At 59.5% G+C, this 15,684-nt stretch carries 14 protein-coding genes; 11 read left to right on the top strand and 3 right to left on the bottom strand.

What is annotated here, in order from left to right; genetic code table 11:
• Position 1 precedes the first annotated feature (1 nt).
• From ubiB to coaBC, 4 genes are all read left to right on the top strand, one after another.
• Positions 2-1,576, top strand: coding sequence for a 2-polyprenylphenol 6-hydroxylase (gene ubiB / locus ACFSE1_RS04535; protein ID WP_377397039.1), 1,575 nt, complete (start codon positions 2-4; stop codon positions 1,574-1,576).
• Positions 1,577-1,662: 86 nt separating this feature from the next.
• Positions 1,663-2,982, top strand: coding sequence for a hypothetical protein (locus ACFSE1_RS04530; protein ID WP_377397037.1), 1,320 nt, complete (start codon positions 1,663-1,665; stop codon positions 2,980-2,982).
• Entirely contained in the window at positions 2,979-3,788 is an 810-nt protein-coding gene (locus tag ACFSE1_RS04525; protein ID WP_377397035.1) for a COG3904 family protein, read from the top strand. Before ACFSE1_RS04530 ends, ACFSE1_RS04525 begins: the two co-directional genes overlap by 4 nt.
• A gap of 124 nt (positions 3,789-3,912) precedes the next feature.
• Positions 3,913-5,127, top strand: a complete 1,215-nt coding sequence (coaBC, locus tag ACFSE1_RS04520) for a bifunctional phosphopantothenoylcysteine decarboxylase/phosphopantothenate--cysteine ligase CoaBC (RefSeq protein ID WP_377397033.1) — start codon at positions 3,913-3,915, stop codon at positions 5,125-5,127.
• 14 nt (positions 5,128-5,141) lie between these two features.
• Here coaBC and ACFSE1_RS04515 read toward each other — a convergent pair whose 3' ends face one another.
• On the bottom strand, positions 5,142-5,936 hold the full coding sequence (locus ACFSE1_RS04515; RefSeq protein ID WP_377397031.1) for a class II glutamine amidotransferase: 795 nt from the start codon (positions 5,934-5,936) through the stop codon (positions 5,142-5,144).
• 203 nt (positions 5,937-6,139) lie between these two features.
• On the opposite strand from ACFSE1_RS04515, the gene otsB reads away from it, so the two are divergent.
• The 4 genes from otsB to betC are packed head-to-tail and all read left to right on the top strand — an operon-like array spanning position 6,140 to position 10,887.
• Positions 6,140-6,937, top strand: a complete 798-nt coding sequence (gene otsB / locus ACFSE1_RS04510; protein ID WP_377397029.1) for a trehalose-phosphatase — start codon at positions 6,140-6,142, stop codon at positions 6,935-6,937.
• A gap of 42 nt (positions 6,938-6,979) precedes the next feature.
• Positions 6,980-8,419, top strand: coding sequence for an alpha,alpha-trehalose-phosphate synthase (UDP-forming) (gene otsA / locus ACFSE1_RS04505; protein ID WP_377397027.1), 1,440 nt, complete (start codon positions 6,980-6,982; stop codon positions 8,417-8,419).
• The gene (gene choX / locus ACFSE1_RS04500) at positions 8,416-9,366 is read left to right on the top strand and encodes a choline ABC transporter substrate-binding protein (protein ID WP_377397025.1); all 951 of its coding nucleotides are present in this window, start codon (positions 8,416-8,418) and stop codon (positions 9,364-9,366) included. The genes otsA and choX overlap by 4 nt, the downstream gene beginning before the upstream one ends.
• Positions 9,367-9,372: 6 nt before the next feature.
• Positions 9,373-10,887, top strand: a complete 1,515-nt coding sequence (gene betC / locus ACFSE1_RS04495) for a choline-sulfatase (protein WP_377397023.1) — start codon at positions 9,373-9,375, stop codon at positions 10,885-10,887.
• A gap of 24 nt (positions 10,888-10,911) precedes the next feature.
• Here betC and ACFSE1_RS04490 read toward each other — a convergent pair whose 3' ends face one another.
• Positions 10,912-12,495 carry a peptide chain release factor 3 gene (locus ACFSE1_RS04490; protein ID WP_377397021.1) on the bottom strand — a complete coding sequence of 528 codons (1,584 nt, stop codon included), beginning with the start codon at positions 12,493-12,495 and terminating at the stop codon, positions 10,912-10,914.
• Between the two features lie 85 nt (positions 12,496-12,580).
• Between ACFSE1_RS04490 and dut the strand changes: the two genes are divergently transcribed.
• The 3 genes from dut to cysK are packed head-to-tail and all read left to right on the top strand — an operon-like array spanning position 12,581 to position 14,736.
• Entirely contained in the window at positions 12,581-13,039 is a 459-nt protein-coding gene (gene dut / locus ACFSE1_RS04485) for a dUTP diphosphatase (RefSeq protein ID WP_377397019.1), read from the top strand.
• Positions 13,040-13,099: 60 nt separating this feature from the next.
• Positions 13,100-13,711, top strand: coding sequence for a LysE family translocator (locus ACFSE1_RS04480; protein ID WP_377397017.1), 612 nt, complete (start codon positions 13,100-13,102; stop codon positions 13,709-13,711).
• A gap of 59 nt (positions 13,712-13,770) precedes the next feature.
• On the top strand, positions 13,771-14,736 hold the full coding sequence (cysK, locus tag ACFSE1_RS04475) for a cysteine synthase A (RefSeq protein WP_377397015.1): 966 nt from the start codon (positions 13,771-13,773) through the stop codon (positions 14,734-14,736).
• Positions 14,737-14,773: 37 nt separating this feature from the next.
• Here the strand turns inward: cysK and ACFSE1_RS04470 are convergent, their stop codons facing one another.
• Positions 14,774-15,583 (bottom strand): GNAT family N-acetyltransferase, encoded by an 810-nt coding sequence (locus tag ACFSE1_RS04470; RefSeq protein WP_377397013.1) that lies wholly within the window; start codon positions 15,581-15,583, stop codon positions 14,774-14,776.
• Between the last annotated feature and the right edge of the window lie 101 nt (positions 15,584-15,684).

Below are 15,684 nucleotides of genomic sequence, written 5' to 3'. Positions count from 1 at the left end.
CATGAGCACGATTGGCGCTTATTTTCGCCTCGCCCGCGTGGGCTGGGTTCTGGTTCGTGAAGGGGTGGTGGCAGCTCTACCCACGCAGGGGCTTCCGCCTGTCGTCGGCCTTGCGAAATCCATCGCCCAGATTTTCACGCGGCCAACCTCCATCCAGGAAAGCCGCAGTGTTCGCTTGACGAGAGCGGTCGATCGTCTTGGCCCGTCCTACGTCAAGATCGGACAGTTTCTTGCCACGCGTCCGGATGTGGTGGGCGTCGATTGGGCGATCGACCTGTCGATGCTGCAGGATCGAATGGCATTCTTTCCGACTGAAACAGCAAGGTCTGCCATCGAGGCTTCGCTCGGCCGGTCCGTGACGGAGCTTTATACGCGCTTCGATGAACCGCTTGCCGCAGCATCCATTGCACAGGTGCATCCGGCTGCAGTGCACTATGCGGATGGCGAGCGAAAAGTCGCGGTGAAAGTGGTGCGTCCCGGCGTGCGTCAACGCTTCGCCCATGACATTGAAAGCATGTACCTGATTTCGCGGATGCAGGAACGTCTCCTGCCCTCCACGCGCCGCCTGAAGCCGGTGGAAGTGACGCGAACACTGGAACAGACAACCAAGCTGGAAATGGATTTGCGGCTGGAGGCGGCTGCTCTTTCAGAAATTGGTGAGAACACCAAGAATGATCCGGGCTTCCGCGTTCCGCAGGTCGACTGGGAACGCACAGGCCGCGATGTCATCACCATGGAATGGATCGATGGCATCAAGATGTCGAACATCGAGGGCTTGCGCGAGGCAGGCTACGATCTGGAAAAGCTGGCAGAGACGCTGATCCAGTCCTTCCTGCGCCACACGCTGCGCGACGGCTTTTTCCATGCCGATATGCATCCCGGCAACCTGTTTGTAGATCCACAAGGCACCATTGTTGCAGTGGACATGGGCATTGTTGGCCGGCTAGGCAAAAAGGAACGCCGCTTCCTGGCGGAAATCCTCTACGGCTTTATCACGCGCGACTATCTTCGCGTGGCAGAGGTGCATTTCGAAGCGGGTTATGTCCCGTCTCATCACGATGTCGCCAGCTTTGCTCAGGCCATCCGCGCCATTGGCGAGCCCATTCATGGCCAACCGGCCGAAACGATCTCAATGGCCCGCCTGCTCGCACTGCTCTTCGAGGTGACAGACCTTTTTGAAATGCAGACACGGCCTGAACTGATCCTGCTGCAAAAGACCATGGTGGTCGTGGAAGGCGTCTCGCGCATGCTGGACCCGCGCTTCAACATGTGGCGCGCGGCAGAACCTGTCGTGGGCGCCTGGATCCGCGACAATCTGGGACCGAAGCGCATCGCCACCGATCTGCGCGACGGATTGAAGGCTGCCGTCAAGCTTGCGGAAGCCGCCCCGGAAATTGCCGCCAAGACGGAGAAATTCCACCAGCAACTGCTGCACATGACGGAACATGGCGTGCGCTTTGACGATCAGACGGCGGAAGCCATCGGCAAGGCGGAAGCCAAACACAGCCGCTGGGGCCGTGCCGCCCTCTGGGTGATTGCGGCAACACTGGTTTACATCGCTATTCAGATCAGCTGATCAAACGTTCTGCGTGTGAAGCGGCCTTCATTTCGCCCGTTTCTTCATGGTTTGTTAAGGAAACACTCCCCTGGAGACATGATTTCATGGCGCTTGGCGCATCACATCGGCTGCATGACGGGGTTGCCGCCGTCGAAACCATGACGCGATTTGCCCTGGCAGTGCTGGCACTGGCCTCCGGCGTCTATACCTATCTGGGGGTTCGCAGCCTTCTGGACGGCTCGGCAACAGCGGTCTTCTTTGCCGCGATCATCTATTCCGGCTCGGTTTCGGTCGCCATCTACGCCTTCTGGTCCTATATGGCGCGGTTCTTCCCGCATGTGACAGGTCCCGGTGCACGCAGCGCAATGCTGGGCGTCATGGCACTCGGCTGCGCCATGATCATTGCCATGTCGAGCTGGCTGAATGCGGCTGCGCTGGCTGGCTCCGCAGCGCTGGAGCAGCATCTGGCGGAAACCGTCGAAGGTTACACAGCCGATCTGGACCAGGCGCACCAGAATGCGCTCGCCGCACAGAGCCTGCTGCCGGATATTCAGCGGGCCTCGGAGCGTTTCTCACAGCTTGCCGACGCCGAACGCCAATCCGGCGCGCTGACGGGCACCACGGGTGCGGGCAGTGTCGTTCAGCTTCTGAGCCAAATGTCGGCGCAGATGAAGGATCTGGAGAACGGCATCGTCGCCTCGCGTGAGCAAGTGGCGAACCTCTTCGAGCAAGGGCAGAAGCGGCTGGAAACCATGCGAACGCTGGTGTCCTCACCGGGAGCCATCGCACCGCGCGCCGATCAGTTCTCATCGGAAGTCGTGGCGCTGACCGGCGTCATCACCTCCCTCAACCAGACCTCGATCGCCCCTTCGATCCGCCGCGCTGCGGATGACCTTTCGCTCGGCTTCATTGCGCCTGTCGCGGATGGCCGGGAAGTCGATCTCGCCAATCGTCAAGGACAGGTCATGGAAACGATCCGGGCCTCGGTTGCCGCGCAGTCAAAGGTTTTGTCGCAGGCTGCGGATGAAATCCTGACCCGTCCCCCCGTTGCAGAGCGCCGCTTTGTGCCGCTTTCCTCAGCGGAGGCGGTATTACGATATGCGGGTGACTTCATCCCCGCCTGGGCAGGGGCAATCTCCATCGATCTTTTGCCTGCCGTACTCGTCTTTATTCTCGCAACGGTTCATGGCGCGATCCGCAGGCAGGAGGCCCGGATGCCCTTTGCCGAGCGCATTACCGCCGCCGAGCTTCTGGAGGCGCTGGAGGTACAGCGTGCCTTGAGCGCACGCGGTATCGATATCGAAGAGGCCCTTCGCACGGCAGAGTCCAGTGGACGTGCTTCCCCGGACACCGAGACGGAGGAGGAGGGCAAGATCACCAGTCTCGACCTCAACAAGCTGCCGCGCAAGGGACCTGGTGCATGAGGCCACAGGAAGCAGGGCAGAGGCTCTGGCAGGCTTTTGCACGGGCCGATGATGCGATCGTCATGCGGGGTGCCTTCTATGCGCTCCTCGCCACGGCAGCCTTGTTTCTCGTCGTCGATGTTCGCGAGATTTCAAAAGCGACACAGGAGTTTGCGCCACCAGCCTTTGACCCGCAAAAGGTCGGCCAGCCGGTTCTTCCGCCTGCCCTCACCGATGGCAAACCGCACGCGCCGCCCGTTGAACCTGCCAGCGACCCACAGGTTCTTCGTCAGGCCATTCGCTTCGATCTTCAGCCCGGAGGCTTGCTTAGGGCAGAGGGCTCCATCGATCCGGGTGCTGCGGAACGCTTTCGGCAGGAGATCGAGACACGCGGCGAGTATATCAAGGTTGTTTCGCTGAACTCCCCCGGCGGTTCGGTGGATGATGCCCTCGCCATGTCCAGCCTCATCCGCGAACGCAAGCTCACCACCCGGGTGGAAAAGCGAGCGCTTTGCGCCTCCTCCTGCCCGATTGTGATGGCAGGCGGCACCGTGCGGGAAGCGGAGAAGGATGCCGTGATCGGTGTTCACCAGATCTTCAACGGCAGCAAGGAACGTCCCTCTCCCGAACAGGCCATGTCAAGCGCGCAAAGCACCACCGCCCGCCTTGCCCGCCATCTGGATGCGATGGGAATAGCGGCAAGCCTATGGTTTCACGCACTGGAGACACCGCCGGACAGGCTCTACTATCTGTCTGGACAGGAAATGAAGGAGTTCAGGCTGGTGACGCCTCCTCCGACGCCTGTGGCCAAGAAGCGTTCTCCCTGATCTTTCCTAAAGTCGCAAAACGGCTTAGACCAGACGTGACGCCATGCTTATTTGTTTTCGTTTGTCTTTTTGGGGAAAACCGGTTTCCACTTTTCCCTGACAAACTCGATAGGGTATCACGACGATGGAGCTTGCGGGCAAACACATTCTGCTGATCATTTCCGGTGGTATTGCCGCTTATAAGAGCCTCGATCTCATTCGCCGCTTGCGGGAGCGGGGTGCATCGGTGCGACCCATCCTCAGCCAGGCTGCTCAGGAGTTCATAACGCCGCTGGCCGTTGGTGCGCTTTCTGCGAGCCATGTCTACACCGATCTCTTCTCCCGCGAGGATGAGCAGGATGTCGGCCATATCCGGCTGGCGCGGGAATGCGATCTGGTGCTTGTAGCGCCTGCCACGGCAGATCTGATGGCAAAGATGGCGCATGGTCTGGCCAACGACCTTCCGAGCGCCGTTCTTCTGGCAACGGATAAACCCGTCCTTGTCGCACCGGCCATGAACCCCAAAATGTGGGAGGCAGCGCCAACCCGCCGCAATACGGAAACGTTGCGTCAGGACGGCATCCATTTCATCGGCCCAATGCAGGGTGAAATGGCGGAAAGCGGAGAGGCCGGGACCGGACGCATGGCAGAGCCGCTGGAGATCTTCGCTGCCGCCATCCAATTGCTTGCGCCTCAGGGGCAGCCCTTGGCAGGCAAACGGATCGTCGTAACCTCAGGCCCGACGCACGAGCCAATCGATCCCGTTCGTTACATCGCCAATCGCTCCTCCGGCAAGCAGGGCCATGCGATTGCCAGCGCCTTGGCGAAGCTTGGCGCAGAGGTCACGCTGGTTTCCGGTCCGGTCACCATTCCGGACCCTAAAGGCGTCTCGACCGTTCATGTGGAAACAGCAGAGGAGATGAAGGCGGCTGTGCTTTCCCAATTGCCTTGTGATGCCGCCGTCATGGTGGCAGCCGTTGCCGATTGGCGGGTTGCGGGTGCGGCTGACCAGAAAATCAAGAAGCAACCGGGCGAGGCCCCTGCTCCACTTCAACTGACGGAAAACCCGGACATTCTGAAGACCGTGGGCCATCATGCCGAGCGTCCCCGTTTCGTCGTGGGCTTTGCAGCCGAAACGCAGAATGTAGAGGCCAATGGTCGCCGCAAGCTGGAAGCCAAGGGGGCTGATATCATTGTCGCCAATGATGTGTCCCCTGCAACCGGCATTATGGGCGGGGACCGAAATCGCGTGAAGCTGATTTCTGCCGACGGCATAGCTGAATGGCCGGATATGACGAAAGAAGAAGTGGCCGAACGGCTCGCCTGTCTCATTGCGGAGAAGCTCGCCTCATCAGGATAGCAAAACGGTCTTCTTCAGGCAGCAACAGCCAAGCCCGCTGGCCGGAAGACAGAGGTGGCCAAGCCATCGTCTGACACCATGACGGCGCTGCCGTCGGGGATCTCGGTCCAGGCATCCACGTCGTCGTTCAACGGCTCGGAGACCAGACAGTAGCCGCCTTCCCCACCCATGGGCGCGGCGTAGAGTGTTGGCGGCTTGTGGTCGGTCGCATAGCGAATGGCGAAAAGCGAGCGGCCATCCGAAAACGCGGCGGTAAAGCGAACCAGCGTGGTATCGCTGGCCTCGGCAGACAGGCGCTCGACCTCGGCAATGGCGCGCCCGACCGCACCGACGGGATCTTCCGCCATGCCCATCTGCAAAGCCAGCAGAAAGAGCAATTCAGAATCCGTCGTGCCCGTGCGAGCGTTGAACAGCTCGTCCGAAAGCTGGGCTTCCATCTTGCGCCGGATTTTGTCGAACCCGGCAATCTGGCCATTGTGCATGAAGGACCAGGGGCCAAACACGAAGGGATGGCAGTTGTCTCGCCGCGTTCCACCATTGGTGGCGGCACGCACATGCGCCAGGAACAGCGGTGAGCGGATCTGCCGCGCCAGGCTTCGAAGGTTGCAATCGGACCAGGCCGGCAGAATATCGCGGTAACGACCCGGCTCCGCGTGATCCCCATACCAGGCAATACCGAAACCATCGCCGTTTGTGGCGGTTTTTGCACGGCTGGCGCAGTGGCTTTGTTCGATGAGCGAATGGGCGGGAGAGGAAACAAGTTCCTCCAGATAAAGTGGATTACCGCGATAGGCGGCCCAGCGGCACATGATCGATCTTCCCAGTCTACGACGCGACAGCCCGGAGGCTGAATTAAAGTCTGTGCTTAATCGGTTAACGACACATTAGCGGATCCAGACCCAGGAGCAGATTGCGACGGATGATGTCGAATTCATGATCCTGCGGCAGCTCCGGGCAGAGATTCGCATGTCTCAACCTTGCCTTATCTTGTTGCCGGTCTACATCCCAAACCATGTTAACGACCGACACATCGCGTGAAGCCGAAGCCGATCTGGCCCAAGCGGCGGACGGACCGCTCGGAATTTTGCTCGCCGAGCCCGACAACTGGGCTCTTTTCCTCGATATTGACGGCACGTTGATCGATTTGGCCGAGACACCGGATGGCGTCAGTACACCTCCCGGTCTGGTGGAGAATCTGGATCGCCTTTCGCAAAGACTGGGTGGCGCATTGGCCCTGGTCACGGGGCGCAACCTGCCCTTTGCCGATCAGCTCTTTGCTCCGCTTTCCCTGCCCATTGCCGGTCTGCATGGCGCTGAGCGCCGCCGGACAGATGGCACCCTCGACCTCGTGGAGGAGGATGACGCCTTCCAGACACTGAAACGCTCGCTTACGCGTGTGACGGTGGACTGGGAAGGCGTCATTATCGAAGACAAGGGCGCAGCCGTGGCAGCCCATTTCCGTCAGGCACCGCAATGGGAGCAATCTCTCGAGGCAGTCATGGCCTCCGCGCTGGAGGCAGCAGGACCGGGCTATACCCTGCAACGCGGTAAGATGGTCATCGAAATCCGACCGTCGCGTGCCAGCAAGGGTGCGGCGGTTCGCGCCTTTCTGGAGGAAGCGCCCTTTGCTGGCCGAAAGCCAATTACCATCGGCGACGACCTGACAGACGAAGCCATGTTCAAGGTAGCAAACGATCTGGGTGGCATGTCCATTCGCGTGGGCGAAGCCGATCAGACCGAGGCCCAGGCCATCATCTCATCAGCCGTTCACCTGCGGCAAATTCTGGCGCAGCTCGCGCAGCCCTCCTAATGTTTTCCGTCCCAACATAGCCTCGAAGAAGGAGAAGTCGTCTTGAGCCGTCTCGTAGTGATTTCCAACCGCGTACCGATGCCGGAGAAGAACGGCACTGCGCCCGCTGGCGGTCTTGCCGTGGCGTTGCAGGCTGCGCTGGAAGAGCGCGGCGGCGTCTGGATGGGCTGGTCCGGCAAGTCGAGTGGCACGCGTGACCCTGCGCCACTGGCGCTGACCGAACGCGGCAACATTACCTATGCCCTCACCGATCTGACCAAGACCGATGTGGAGGAGTATTATCATGGTTTTGCCAACCGGGTTCTCTGGCCCATCTGCCACTACCGGCTGGATCTTGCCGAATACGGACGCAAGGAGATGGCAGGCTATTTCCGGGTTAACCGCTTCTTTGCCCATCGTGTCGCGCCGCTGATCCAGAAGGACGACATTCTCTGGATCCATGACTACCATCTCATTCCGCTGGCTGCGGAATTGCGCCAGATGGGCTTTACCAACAAGATCGGCTTTTTCCTGCATATTCCCTGGCCGCCGGCGGATGTTCTTTTCGCCATGCCAGTGCATGAGGAGATCATGCGCGGCCTCACACATTACGATCTGGTCGGTTTCCAGACGGATCACGACCTGGAGAATTTTCGCGGCTGTCTGGTACGGGAAGGCTATGGCAACGCGATTGGCGATGGCCTCTTCAGTTCGCACGGGCGCACCTTCAAGGGTGGCTTTTATTCCATCGGCATTGAAACGGCCGCTTTTGCCGAATTTGCCAAGAAGGCAGCCTCATCCGTCCTGGTGCGCAAGGCACGCCAAAGCATGGAAGATCGCGACCTCATCATTGGCGTCGATCGCCTTGATTATTCCAAGGGCATCACCCAGCGCATCGATGCCTATGAAAGCTTCGTTTCCCGCAATCCTGCCCATCACGGCAAGGTCACCTATCTGCAGATCACCCCCAAATCGCGCTCCGAAGTGCCGGAATACGAGGCCATGCAACGCACTGTGGCAGAGCAGGCTGGCCGGGTGAACGGCGTACTTGGCACGGTTGATTGGGTGCCGATCCGCTATATCAACCGCTCCATCGGCCGCCCGGTACTGGCGGGCCTTTACCGGCTTGCCAAGGTGGGTCTCGTCACGCCGTTGCGCGATGGCATGAATCTCGTTGCCAAGGAGTTCGTCGCAGCGCAAGATCCCGAAGATCCGGGCGTCCTTGTGCTCTCACGCTTTGCCGGTGCAGCGCGTGAGCTGAAGGGGGCTTTGCTGGTCAATCCATACGATATTGAGGGTACTGGAAATGCAATTGCGCGGGCCCTGACCATGGGACAGGAGGAGAGGATCCAACGCTGGCGCGGCATGATGGACCACCTTCTGGTGAAGGACGTGCAGCATTGGTGCGATGCATTTCTTGAAGACCTGACCACCGACCAGAAAAAAAAGCGCGGCTTGAGGCAGAGACAGCCGGGACCGCTCAAAACAGGGGAACAACCATGAAAATTGCAACGCCGATCCGGCAGCTCCTTTGCGGTGCTGCCTTTGTCGCGGCTCTGGCATCCGGTGCAGCCGCTGCCGATGATGCGGCCTGCAAGACGATACGCCTTTCCGATCCCGGCTGGACCGATATCACCGCCACCAATGCGACCGCCTCTGTCGTTCTGGATGCTTTGGGCTATCAGCCGGATGTAAAAACGCTTTCCGTTCCCATCGGCTACCAATCCATGAAGAATGGCGAGATCGACGTTTTCCTCGGCAACTGGATGCCTGCACAGAAATCCTTCGTCGACGATCTGAATGCTGCCAAGGCCGCCGAGGTACTGACCAAGAACCTGGAGGGCGCGAAATTCACGCTCGCAGTGCCTTCCTATGTGGCAGACAAGGGCGTGAAGGATTTCGCCGATCTGCAAAAGCAGGCGGACAGTTTTGGCAGGAAAATCTACGGCATTGAGCCGGGTGCCCCGGCCAACGCCAATATTCAGAAGATGATCGAAGCGAACGATTTCAATCTGAAAGGTTGGGATCTGGTCGAATCGGGCGAGCAGGCCATGCTGGCACAGGTGAAGCGCGCCGAGAGCCAGAAGGAAAACATCGTCTTCCTCGCCTGGGCACCGCACCCCATGAACACGCAGTTCAAGATCACCTATCTTTCCGGTGGAGACGCCTATTTTGGCGCCAATTACGGCGGCGCGGAGGTCTATACGCTGGCGCGGACCGGCTGGTCTGAAAAGTGCCCCAATGCAGCGACAGTTTTCAGGAACATGCGCTTCAACATCGATATGGAGAACGAGCTGATGGGCTCAATCCTCGACGGTCAGGACCCGAAAGCGGCTGCCAAGGCCTGGCTGAAGGCCAATCCGAAAACCATAGAACCCTGGCTTTCCGGCGCCACCACGCTGGATGGCAAGCCAGCACTGCCAGCCGTTCAAAGCGCTCTTGGATTCTGAGCTCCCATGCAGCAGCCAAATATCCTGATCCTGATGGTGGACCAGCTCAACGGAACCCTGTTTCCGGATGGTCCGGCAGATTTTCTACACGCCCCGAACCTGAAGAAACTGGCCGAGCGCTCCGTGCGCTTTGCCAACGCCTATACCGCCAGCCCGCTTTGCGCTCCGGCGCGTGCGAGCTTCATGTCCGGGCAATTGCCAAGCCGGACCAGAGTTTACGATAATGCGGCGGAATTCGCCTCCGACATACCGACCTTCGCTCACCACCTGCGCGCTGCCGGCTATCACACCGCCCTTTCCGGCAAGATGCATTTCGTCGGACCCGACCAGCTGCACGGCTTTGAGGAAAGGCTGACGACCGACATTTACCCGGCCGATTTCGGCTGGACGCCAGACTATACGAAACCCGGCGAACGCATTGACTGGTGGTATCATAATCTTGGCTCGGTGACCGGCGCGGGTGTGGCCGAAATCACCAACCAGATGGAATATGACGATGAGGTGGCCTATCACGCCACCCGCAAGCTCTACGATCTTTCGCGCCGGCAGGATGAACGACCCTGGTGCCTGACCGTCAGCTTTACCCATCCGCACGATCCTTACGTGGCACGGCGAAAATTCTGGGATCTTTACGAGAATTGCGAACAGCTCGATCCGCCTGGAAAGGTTCCGGCCTTCGAGGATATGGACCCGCACTCCCAACGGCTTCTGGAGGCCTGCGATTTTCGCGCCTTTGACATCACGCCAGAACAGGTACGGCGCGCAAGGCGCGGCTATTTCGCCAATATTTCCTATGTTGACGAGAAGGTTGGCGAGATTCTCGATGTTCTGGAACGTGGCCGGATGGCGGAGAACACCATCATCCTCTTCGTCTCCGATCATGGCGATATGCTGGGCGAAAAGGGCCTCTGGTTCAAGATGTGCTTCTTCGAGGGCTCCGCGCGCGTGCCCTTGATGATCGCAAGCCCGGGATGGGAACCCGTTTGCGTGGAGCAGCCGGTTTCCACACTGGATGTGACGCCCACGCTCGGCGCACTGGCAGGGCTGGACCTTTCACGCCTCGCGCGATGGACTGACGGAGAGGATCTTACCCCACTGGCGCAAGGCACTGGTTCTCGCGGCCCGGTTCCCATGGAATATGCCGCCGAAGGATCTATCGCACCCTTGATTGGGCTGCGTGATGGCCGTTTCAAGCTGACTTTGTGTGAAGCCGATCCGCCGCTGCTTTTCGATCTGCAAAGCGATCCGCACGAGACGCGAAACCTTGCCGGTTCTGCGGACCACGCCGAGCAATTGCTGCGGATGACGGCGATGATGCAGGAGCGATGGAACTTGCAGCGTTTCGATGAGGCGGTGCGTGAAAGTCAGGCGCGACGCTGGGTGGTGTATCCGGCCCTTCGCAATGGTGCCTATTTCCCCTGGGACTATCAGCCCCTGCAGAAAGCCTCGGAGCGCTACATGCGCAACCACATGGATCTCAACGTGCTGGAAGAGAACCAGCGTTATCCGCGCGGGGAGTGATCCCCGCGCAGGACATGAGGCACATCACGCCGCCTTGGCGACGTGGTATTCCTTGATGGCGACCATCTTGATGGCCGGATAACGCTCGGCCTCATAGCGCAGCGAGAACGAATCCTGCGCGAGGAAGACCGGATCGCCATCGAGATCGCGTGCGATATCGCCGCGCTTGACGGTGATGAACTTCTCCAGCTCCGCCTTGTCATCGGAAGATACCCAGCGGCAGACGGAGAAGCGCGACATTTCGAAGGAGACGGGCAGGCTGTATTCCGCCGACAGGCGCTCCTTCAACACGTCAAGCTGCAGCGCGCCGACAACACCAACGATCGCGGGGGAGCCATCCTCCGGCGAGAAAAGCTGCACGACGCCCTCTTCCGCCATCTGCTGCAGGGCTTCCTTCAGCTTCTTCGCCTTCATGGCATCCTCCAGACGCACGCGGCGGAGGATTTCCGGCGAGAAGTTGGGCACACCCTGAAACACCAGCGCCTCGCCTTCGGTCAAGGTATCGCCAATACGCAGTGTCCCGTGGTTGGGGATGCCGACCACGTCACCGGCGTAAGCGGTATCTGCCAGCTGGCGCTGGGAGGCGAAGAAGAACTGCGGCGCCGTCAAACCCATCTGCTTGCCCGTTCTGGCCAGACGCGCCTTCATGCCGCGCTCCAGCTTGCCGGAGCAGATGCGTGCGAAGGCGATACGGTCGCGGTGGTTCGGATCCATATTGGCCTGAATCTTGAAGACAAATGCCGTCATCTTCTCTTCAGATGCATGGACGGTGCGAATATCGGCCACCTGATCACGCGGCGGTGGCGCAAAGTCGCCGAGCGCGTTGATCAGATCGCGAACGCCGAAATTACGCAGCGCCGAACCGAAGAAAACCGGCGTCATATGGCCTTCGAGAAAGGCCTGCTTGTCGAACGGGCGGCAGGCTTCAATGGCCAGTTCCAGCTCGTCGATGAAGGCCTGACGCTCGTTTTCCGGCAGGTGATCGGCCACGCTCTGCGGACCGTTTACCTTTGTCGGCTCAACCTGTGTGTCGCTGCCACGGAAGGTGCTGTTGGCGAGGTTATAGGAGCCGCAGAATGACTTTGAGCGGCCGACCGGCCAGGTGACCGGCGCGGTGTCCAGCGCCAGCTTTTCCTCGACTTCGTCGAGAATTTCGAAGGTATCGCGGCTTTCGCGGTCCATCTTGTTGACGAAGGTGATGATCGGGATGTCGCGCATGCGGCATACTTCGAACAGCTTCAGCGTGCGTGGCTCAATACCTTTCGCGGCATCGATGACCATGACGGCGGCATCGACTGCGGTGAGCGTGCGGTAGGTATCGTCGGCGAAGTCTTCGTGACCGGGCGTGTCGAGAATGTTGAAGACATTGCCTTCATATTCGAAGGTCATGACGGAGGTGACGACGGAGATGCCGCGCTCACGCTCGATCTTCATCCAGTCTGAGCGGGTCTGGATGCGGTCCTTCTTGGCCTTCACTTCCCCGGCAAGCTGAATGGCTCCCCCGAACAGAAGCAGCTTTTCGGTGAGCGTCGTCTTACCGGCGTCCGGGTGCGCAATAATCGCGAAGGTGCGGCGGCGGGATACCGCCTCGGCAATGCTTTCAGCCATGTCGAGTAAATCCTTTGAGTTGCCGCGTATCTAGCGATTTCGAGGCAAATATGCAATTGACCGGGTAAAGATCACGGAGAGCACCATGCGCGACATTATCGGTCCTGCCCTGAAACTCATTCGGCTGCCGCATGCCGAAGGGCTGGATTTGCCCGCCTATGAAACGCCGGGAGCCGCAGGCATGGATGTGCGCGCCGCCGTGACCGAGCCTTTGACGCTGGCACCCGGCAAGCGCATGCTGGTGCCGACCGGCTTCATTTTCGAAATTCCGCAGGGCTTCGAAATCCAGGTGCGCCCGCGCTCCGGTCTTGCCTTCAAGAATGGCGTAACCTGCCTGAACACGCCCGGCACCATAGATAGCGATTATCGCGGCGAGGTGAAGGTTCTGCTCGTCAACCTCGGTGACGAGGACTTCCACATCGAACGCGGCATGCGCATTGCCCAGCTGGTTTTTGCGCCCGTGGTTCAGGCCCGCGTCGAAGAAGCAGAAAATTTCAGCCAGACGGCACGTGGAGCGGGCGGATTCGGTTCAACGGGTGTATAAGCTCTGTCGGGCCATGCCCGCTGCCTGCGCGCGGAACCAACACAAGATCCGGACTTTCCCATGACACTGACCGCCCTTCTCGCCTATGCTGCCGCGCTTTTCATCGCCGCGGCCATTCCCGGCCCCGGAATGACTGCCATTGTGGCGCGGGCGCTCGGCTCCGGCTTCCGGCCTACCTTCTATATGGGGCTCGGCCTCATTCTCGGTGACCTGATCTATCTGACAGCCGTTGTGCTCGGGTTGGCCATCGTCGCGCAAAACTTCACGACACCCTTCCTGATCATCAAATATCTGGGCGTGCTCTATCTCTGCTACATTGCCTGGAAGCTCTGGACCGCGGGTCTTCTAAAGCAGAACATTCAGGCACAGACCGGCGCGAATGGCTGGATGGCGTTTCTCTCGGGCCTGCTCGTTACCCTCGGCAATCCAAAGACCATGCTGTTCTACGTAGCCCTGGTTCCTACGCTCATCCCCCTGGACGCCATTGATCTGCGCGGCTACGTCACACTCGTCGCCATCACCTTTGTCGTACTTCTGGCGGTGTTGCTGCCCTATATCCTGCTCGCATCGAAGGCACGCATGATGCTGGCGAAACCCAAGGCCCTGCAGGCGCTGAACCGTGGCGCGGCAACGGTACTGGCTGGAACGGCTGCCTATATCGCAGTACGCTGAGTAACAACCGCCTGCTGGCGCGCTTGCAAGTTTCCATCAGACAGAAGTGGGAGAAGACCATGTCAGAAGAAAAGCCAGGTCGCGGGAGGATCTACTCCTCGATCACCGAAACGATCGGTAATACGCCGCTCGTCCGTCTGGATAAGCTGGCACAGGAAAAGGGCGTCAAAGCCAATCTTCTGGCCAAGCTTGAATTCTTCAATCCCATTGCCTCCGTGAAAGATCGCATTGGCGTGGCGATGATCGAGGCACTGGAAGCGGCGGGTACCATTACGCCTGGCAAGACGGTGCTGGTTGAGCCGACCTCTGGCAATACCGGCATCGCGCTTGCCTTTGCCGCCGCCGCCAAGGGCTATCGTCTCATTCTCACCATGCCGGAAACCATGTCCATCGAGCGTCGAAAGATGTTGGGGCTTCTCGGCGCAGAACTGGTTCTGACGGAAGGACCAAAGGGAATGAAAGGCGCCATTGCCAAGGCGGAAGAGCTGGCGGCAAGTCTACCGGACGCAATCATTCCGCAGCAGTTTGAAAACCCGGCCAATCCGGAGATTCACCGCCAAACCACCGCAGAGGAAATCTGGAACGACACCAATGGTCAGGTCGATCTCTTCGTTGCAGGCATCGGAACAGGCGGTACGATTACCGGAACCGGGCAAGTCCTGAAGAGCCGCAAGCCGGGCCTGAAGGTCTTTGCCGTCGAGCCAGCTGAATCTCCCGTTCTGTCCGGCGGAGAACCGGGACCGCACAAGATCCAGGGCATTGGGGCAGGCTTCGCGCCGAAGATCCTCGATACCTCCATCTATGACGAAGTCGTCACCGTCGCCAGCCAGGAGGCGGTTGATATGGCGCGTCTCGTCGCACGGCTGGAAGGCGTGCCGGTGGGTATTTCGTCAGGTGCAGCGCTGACAGCGGCGGTCAGGGTCGGCTCGCGGCCGGAAAACGAGGGCAAGAACCTCGTTGTCATTATTCCCTCCTTCGCAGAGCGCTATCTCTCGACAGTGCTGTTTGAAGGTCTGGGTGGCTGATTTTAAGCTGTGCGGGGCCGGTTCTAACCGGCCTCCTTCAGGTCATCATTATCGCGGGAAATCGCATCAGCCCCTCCGGCAGCGTGGGGCCTCGCCAGAACATAAAGCTGTCATCGTCCAATACCTGCGCAACGCGCTCCAGCAGTGCTTTACATTTGGGTACGAATCCAAGCTCCACGGCTGGGCGAAGGCCGGCTAAGGCGTCCAACACACCATTTTCGCATTCTTCGACGGTAAGACAATCTGCGATGAAAAGAGTGTCATCCGTCAGCTCCAGGAAGACAAGGCTCTCGCGCTCTTCCAAATGAACAGCGGTGAGATTGGAGTTGAGCCAATGCCAAAGGATAGTTCCCATGGCACGCTTTGCCGATAGCGGCCCGCCGCCTGCGGAGGAATTAGCAATCCATTTCCTCACGGAATCCCGATCATCCGCTGAGTGTGGATCAAGAATTCTGCCCGGCAAGGTCCGGCTCACGCTTTCATTGCGCTGATCAAGCCACAAACGATGACAAGGCAATCGCCTGAAGCCGAATTTCGGATAGAAATCGAGTACGGAAGGATTGGCAAACAAAAGCACAGGTCGTTTTGATCTGTCGGCCACGTCCAAGGCGTCCTCGATCAGAAGCCGCGCCAAACCTCTGCCACGAGCCTCCTTGGTAGTGGCCACCGCGCCGAACTGGACGGCAGTAAAAGCAGCACCGTCAGGTCCGAAAAGGGTCATTCTTGTTTCGCCGAGGCTGGCGACCAAACGTCCACTCTCCTCCCAGCCATGCACGATGTAATCTTCTGACCATCCACCGAGCGCGCCCCAACCGCGAAAGCCGGAGAGACCAAACACATCCTCCATCAACCGATAAAAGGCAGCATGCCATTCATGATCCTGATGGGTAATGTGTCGGCGTGGCATGAATGCGCCTTATTCCGGAAATTCAACATTCTGAAAGGCCA

The organism is Affinirhizobium helianthi (assembly GCF_042680945.1).
In the GTDB taxonomy this organism is placed as follows: domain Bacteria; phylum Pseudomonadota; class Alphaproteobacteria; order Rhizobiales; family Rhizobiaceae; genus Neorhizobium; species Neorhizobium helianthi.
The sequence above is the reverse complement of the archived record's forward strand: the minus strand, read 5'-3'. Positions and strand labels throughout refer to the sequence as shown.

What these genes read in the sequence shown, in the direction of transcription:
- ACFSE1_RS04515 (WP_377397031.1), bottom strand. Translation starts at nt 5,936, where the DNA reads ATGTGCCGCTGGGCCGCCTATCGCGGTAATCCACTTTATCTGGAGGAA.
- ubiB (WP_377397039.1), top strand. Translation starts at nt 2, where the DNA reads ATGAGCACGATTGGCGCTTATTTTCGCCTCGCCCGCGTGGGCTGGGTT.
- betC (WP_377397023.1), top strand. Translation starts at nt 9,373, where the DNA reads ATGCAGCAGCCAAATATCCTGATCCTGATGGTGGACCAGCTCAACGGA.
- ACFSE1_RS04530 (WP_377397037.1), top strand. Translation starts at nt 1,663, where the DNA reads ATGGCGCTTGGCGCATCACATCGGCTGCATGACGGGGTTGCCGCCGTC.
- coaBC (WP_377397033.1), top strand. Translation starts at nt 3,913, where the DNA reads ATGGAGCTTGCGGGCAAACACATTCTGCTGATCATTTCCGGTGGTATT.
- otsB (WP_377397029.1), top strand. Translation starts at nt 6,140, where the DNA reads ATGTTAACGACCGACACATCGCGTGAAGCCGAAGCCGATCTGGCCCAA.
- ACFSE1_RS04470 (WP_377397013.1), bottom strand. Translation starts at nt 15,583, where the DNA reads ATGGAGGATGTGTTTGGTCTCTCCGGCTTTCGCGGTTGGGGCGCGCTC.
- ACFSE1_RS04525 (WP_377397035.1), top strand. Translation starts at nt 2,979, where the DNA reads ATGAGGCCACAGGAAGCAGGGCAGAGGCTCTGGCAGGCTTTTGCACGG.
- ACFSE1_RS04480 (WP_377397017.1), top strand. Translation starts at nt 13,100, where the DNA reads ATGACACTGACCGCCCTTCTCGCCTATGCTGCCGCGCTTTTCATCGCC.
- cysK (WP_377397015.1), top strand. Translation starts at nt 13,771, where the DNA reads ATGTCAGAAGAAAAGCCAGGTCGCGGGAGGATCTACTCCTCGATCACC.
- choX (WP_377397025.1), top strand. Translation starts at nt 8,416, where the DNA reads ATGAAAATTGCAACGCCGATCCGGCAGCTCCTTTGCGGTGCTGCCTTT.
- ACFSE1_RS04490 (WP_377397021.1), bottom strand. Translation starts at nt 12,495, where the DNA reads ATGGCTGAAAGCATTGCCGAGGCGGTATCCCGCCGCCGCACCTTCGCG.
- dut (WP_377397019.1), top strand. Translation starts at nt 12,581, where the DNA reads ATGCGCGACATTATCGGTCCTGCCCTGAAACTCATTCGGCTGCCGCAT.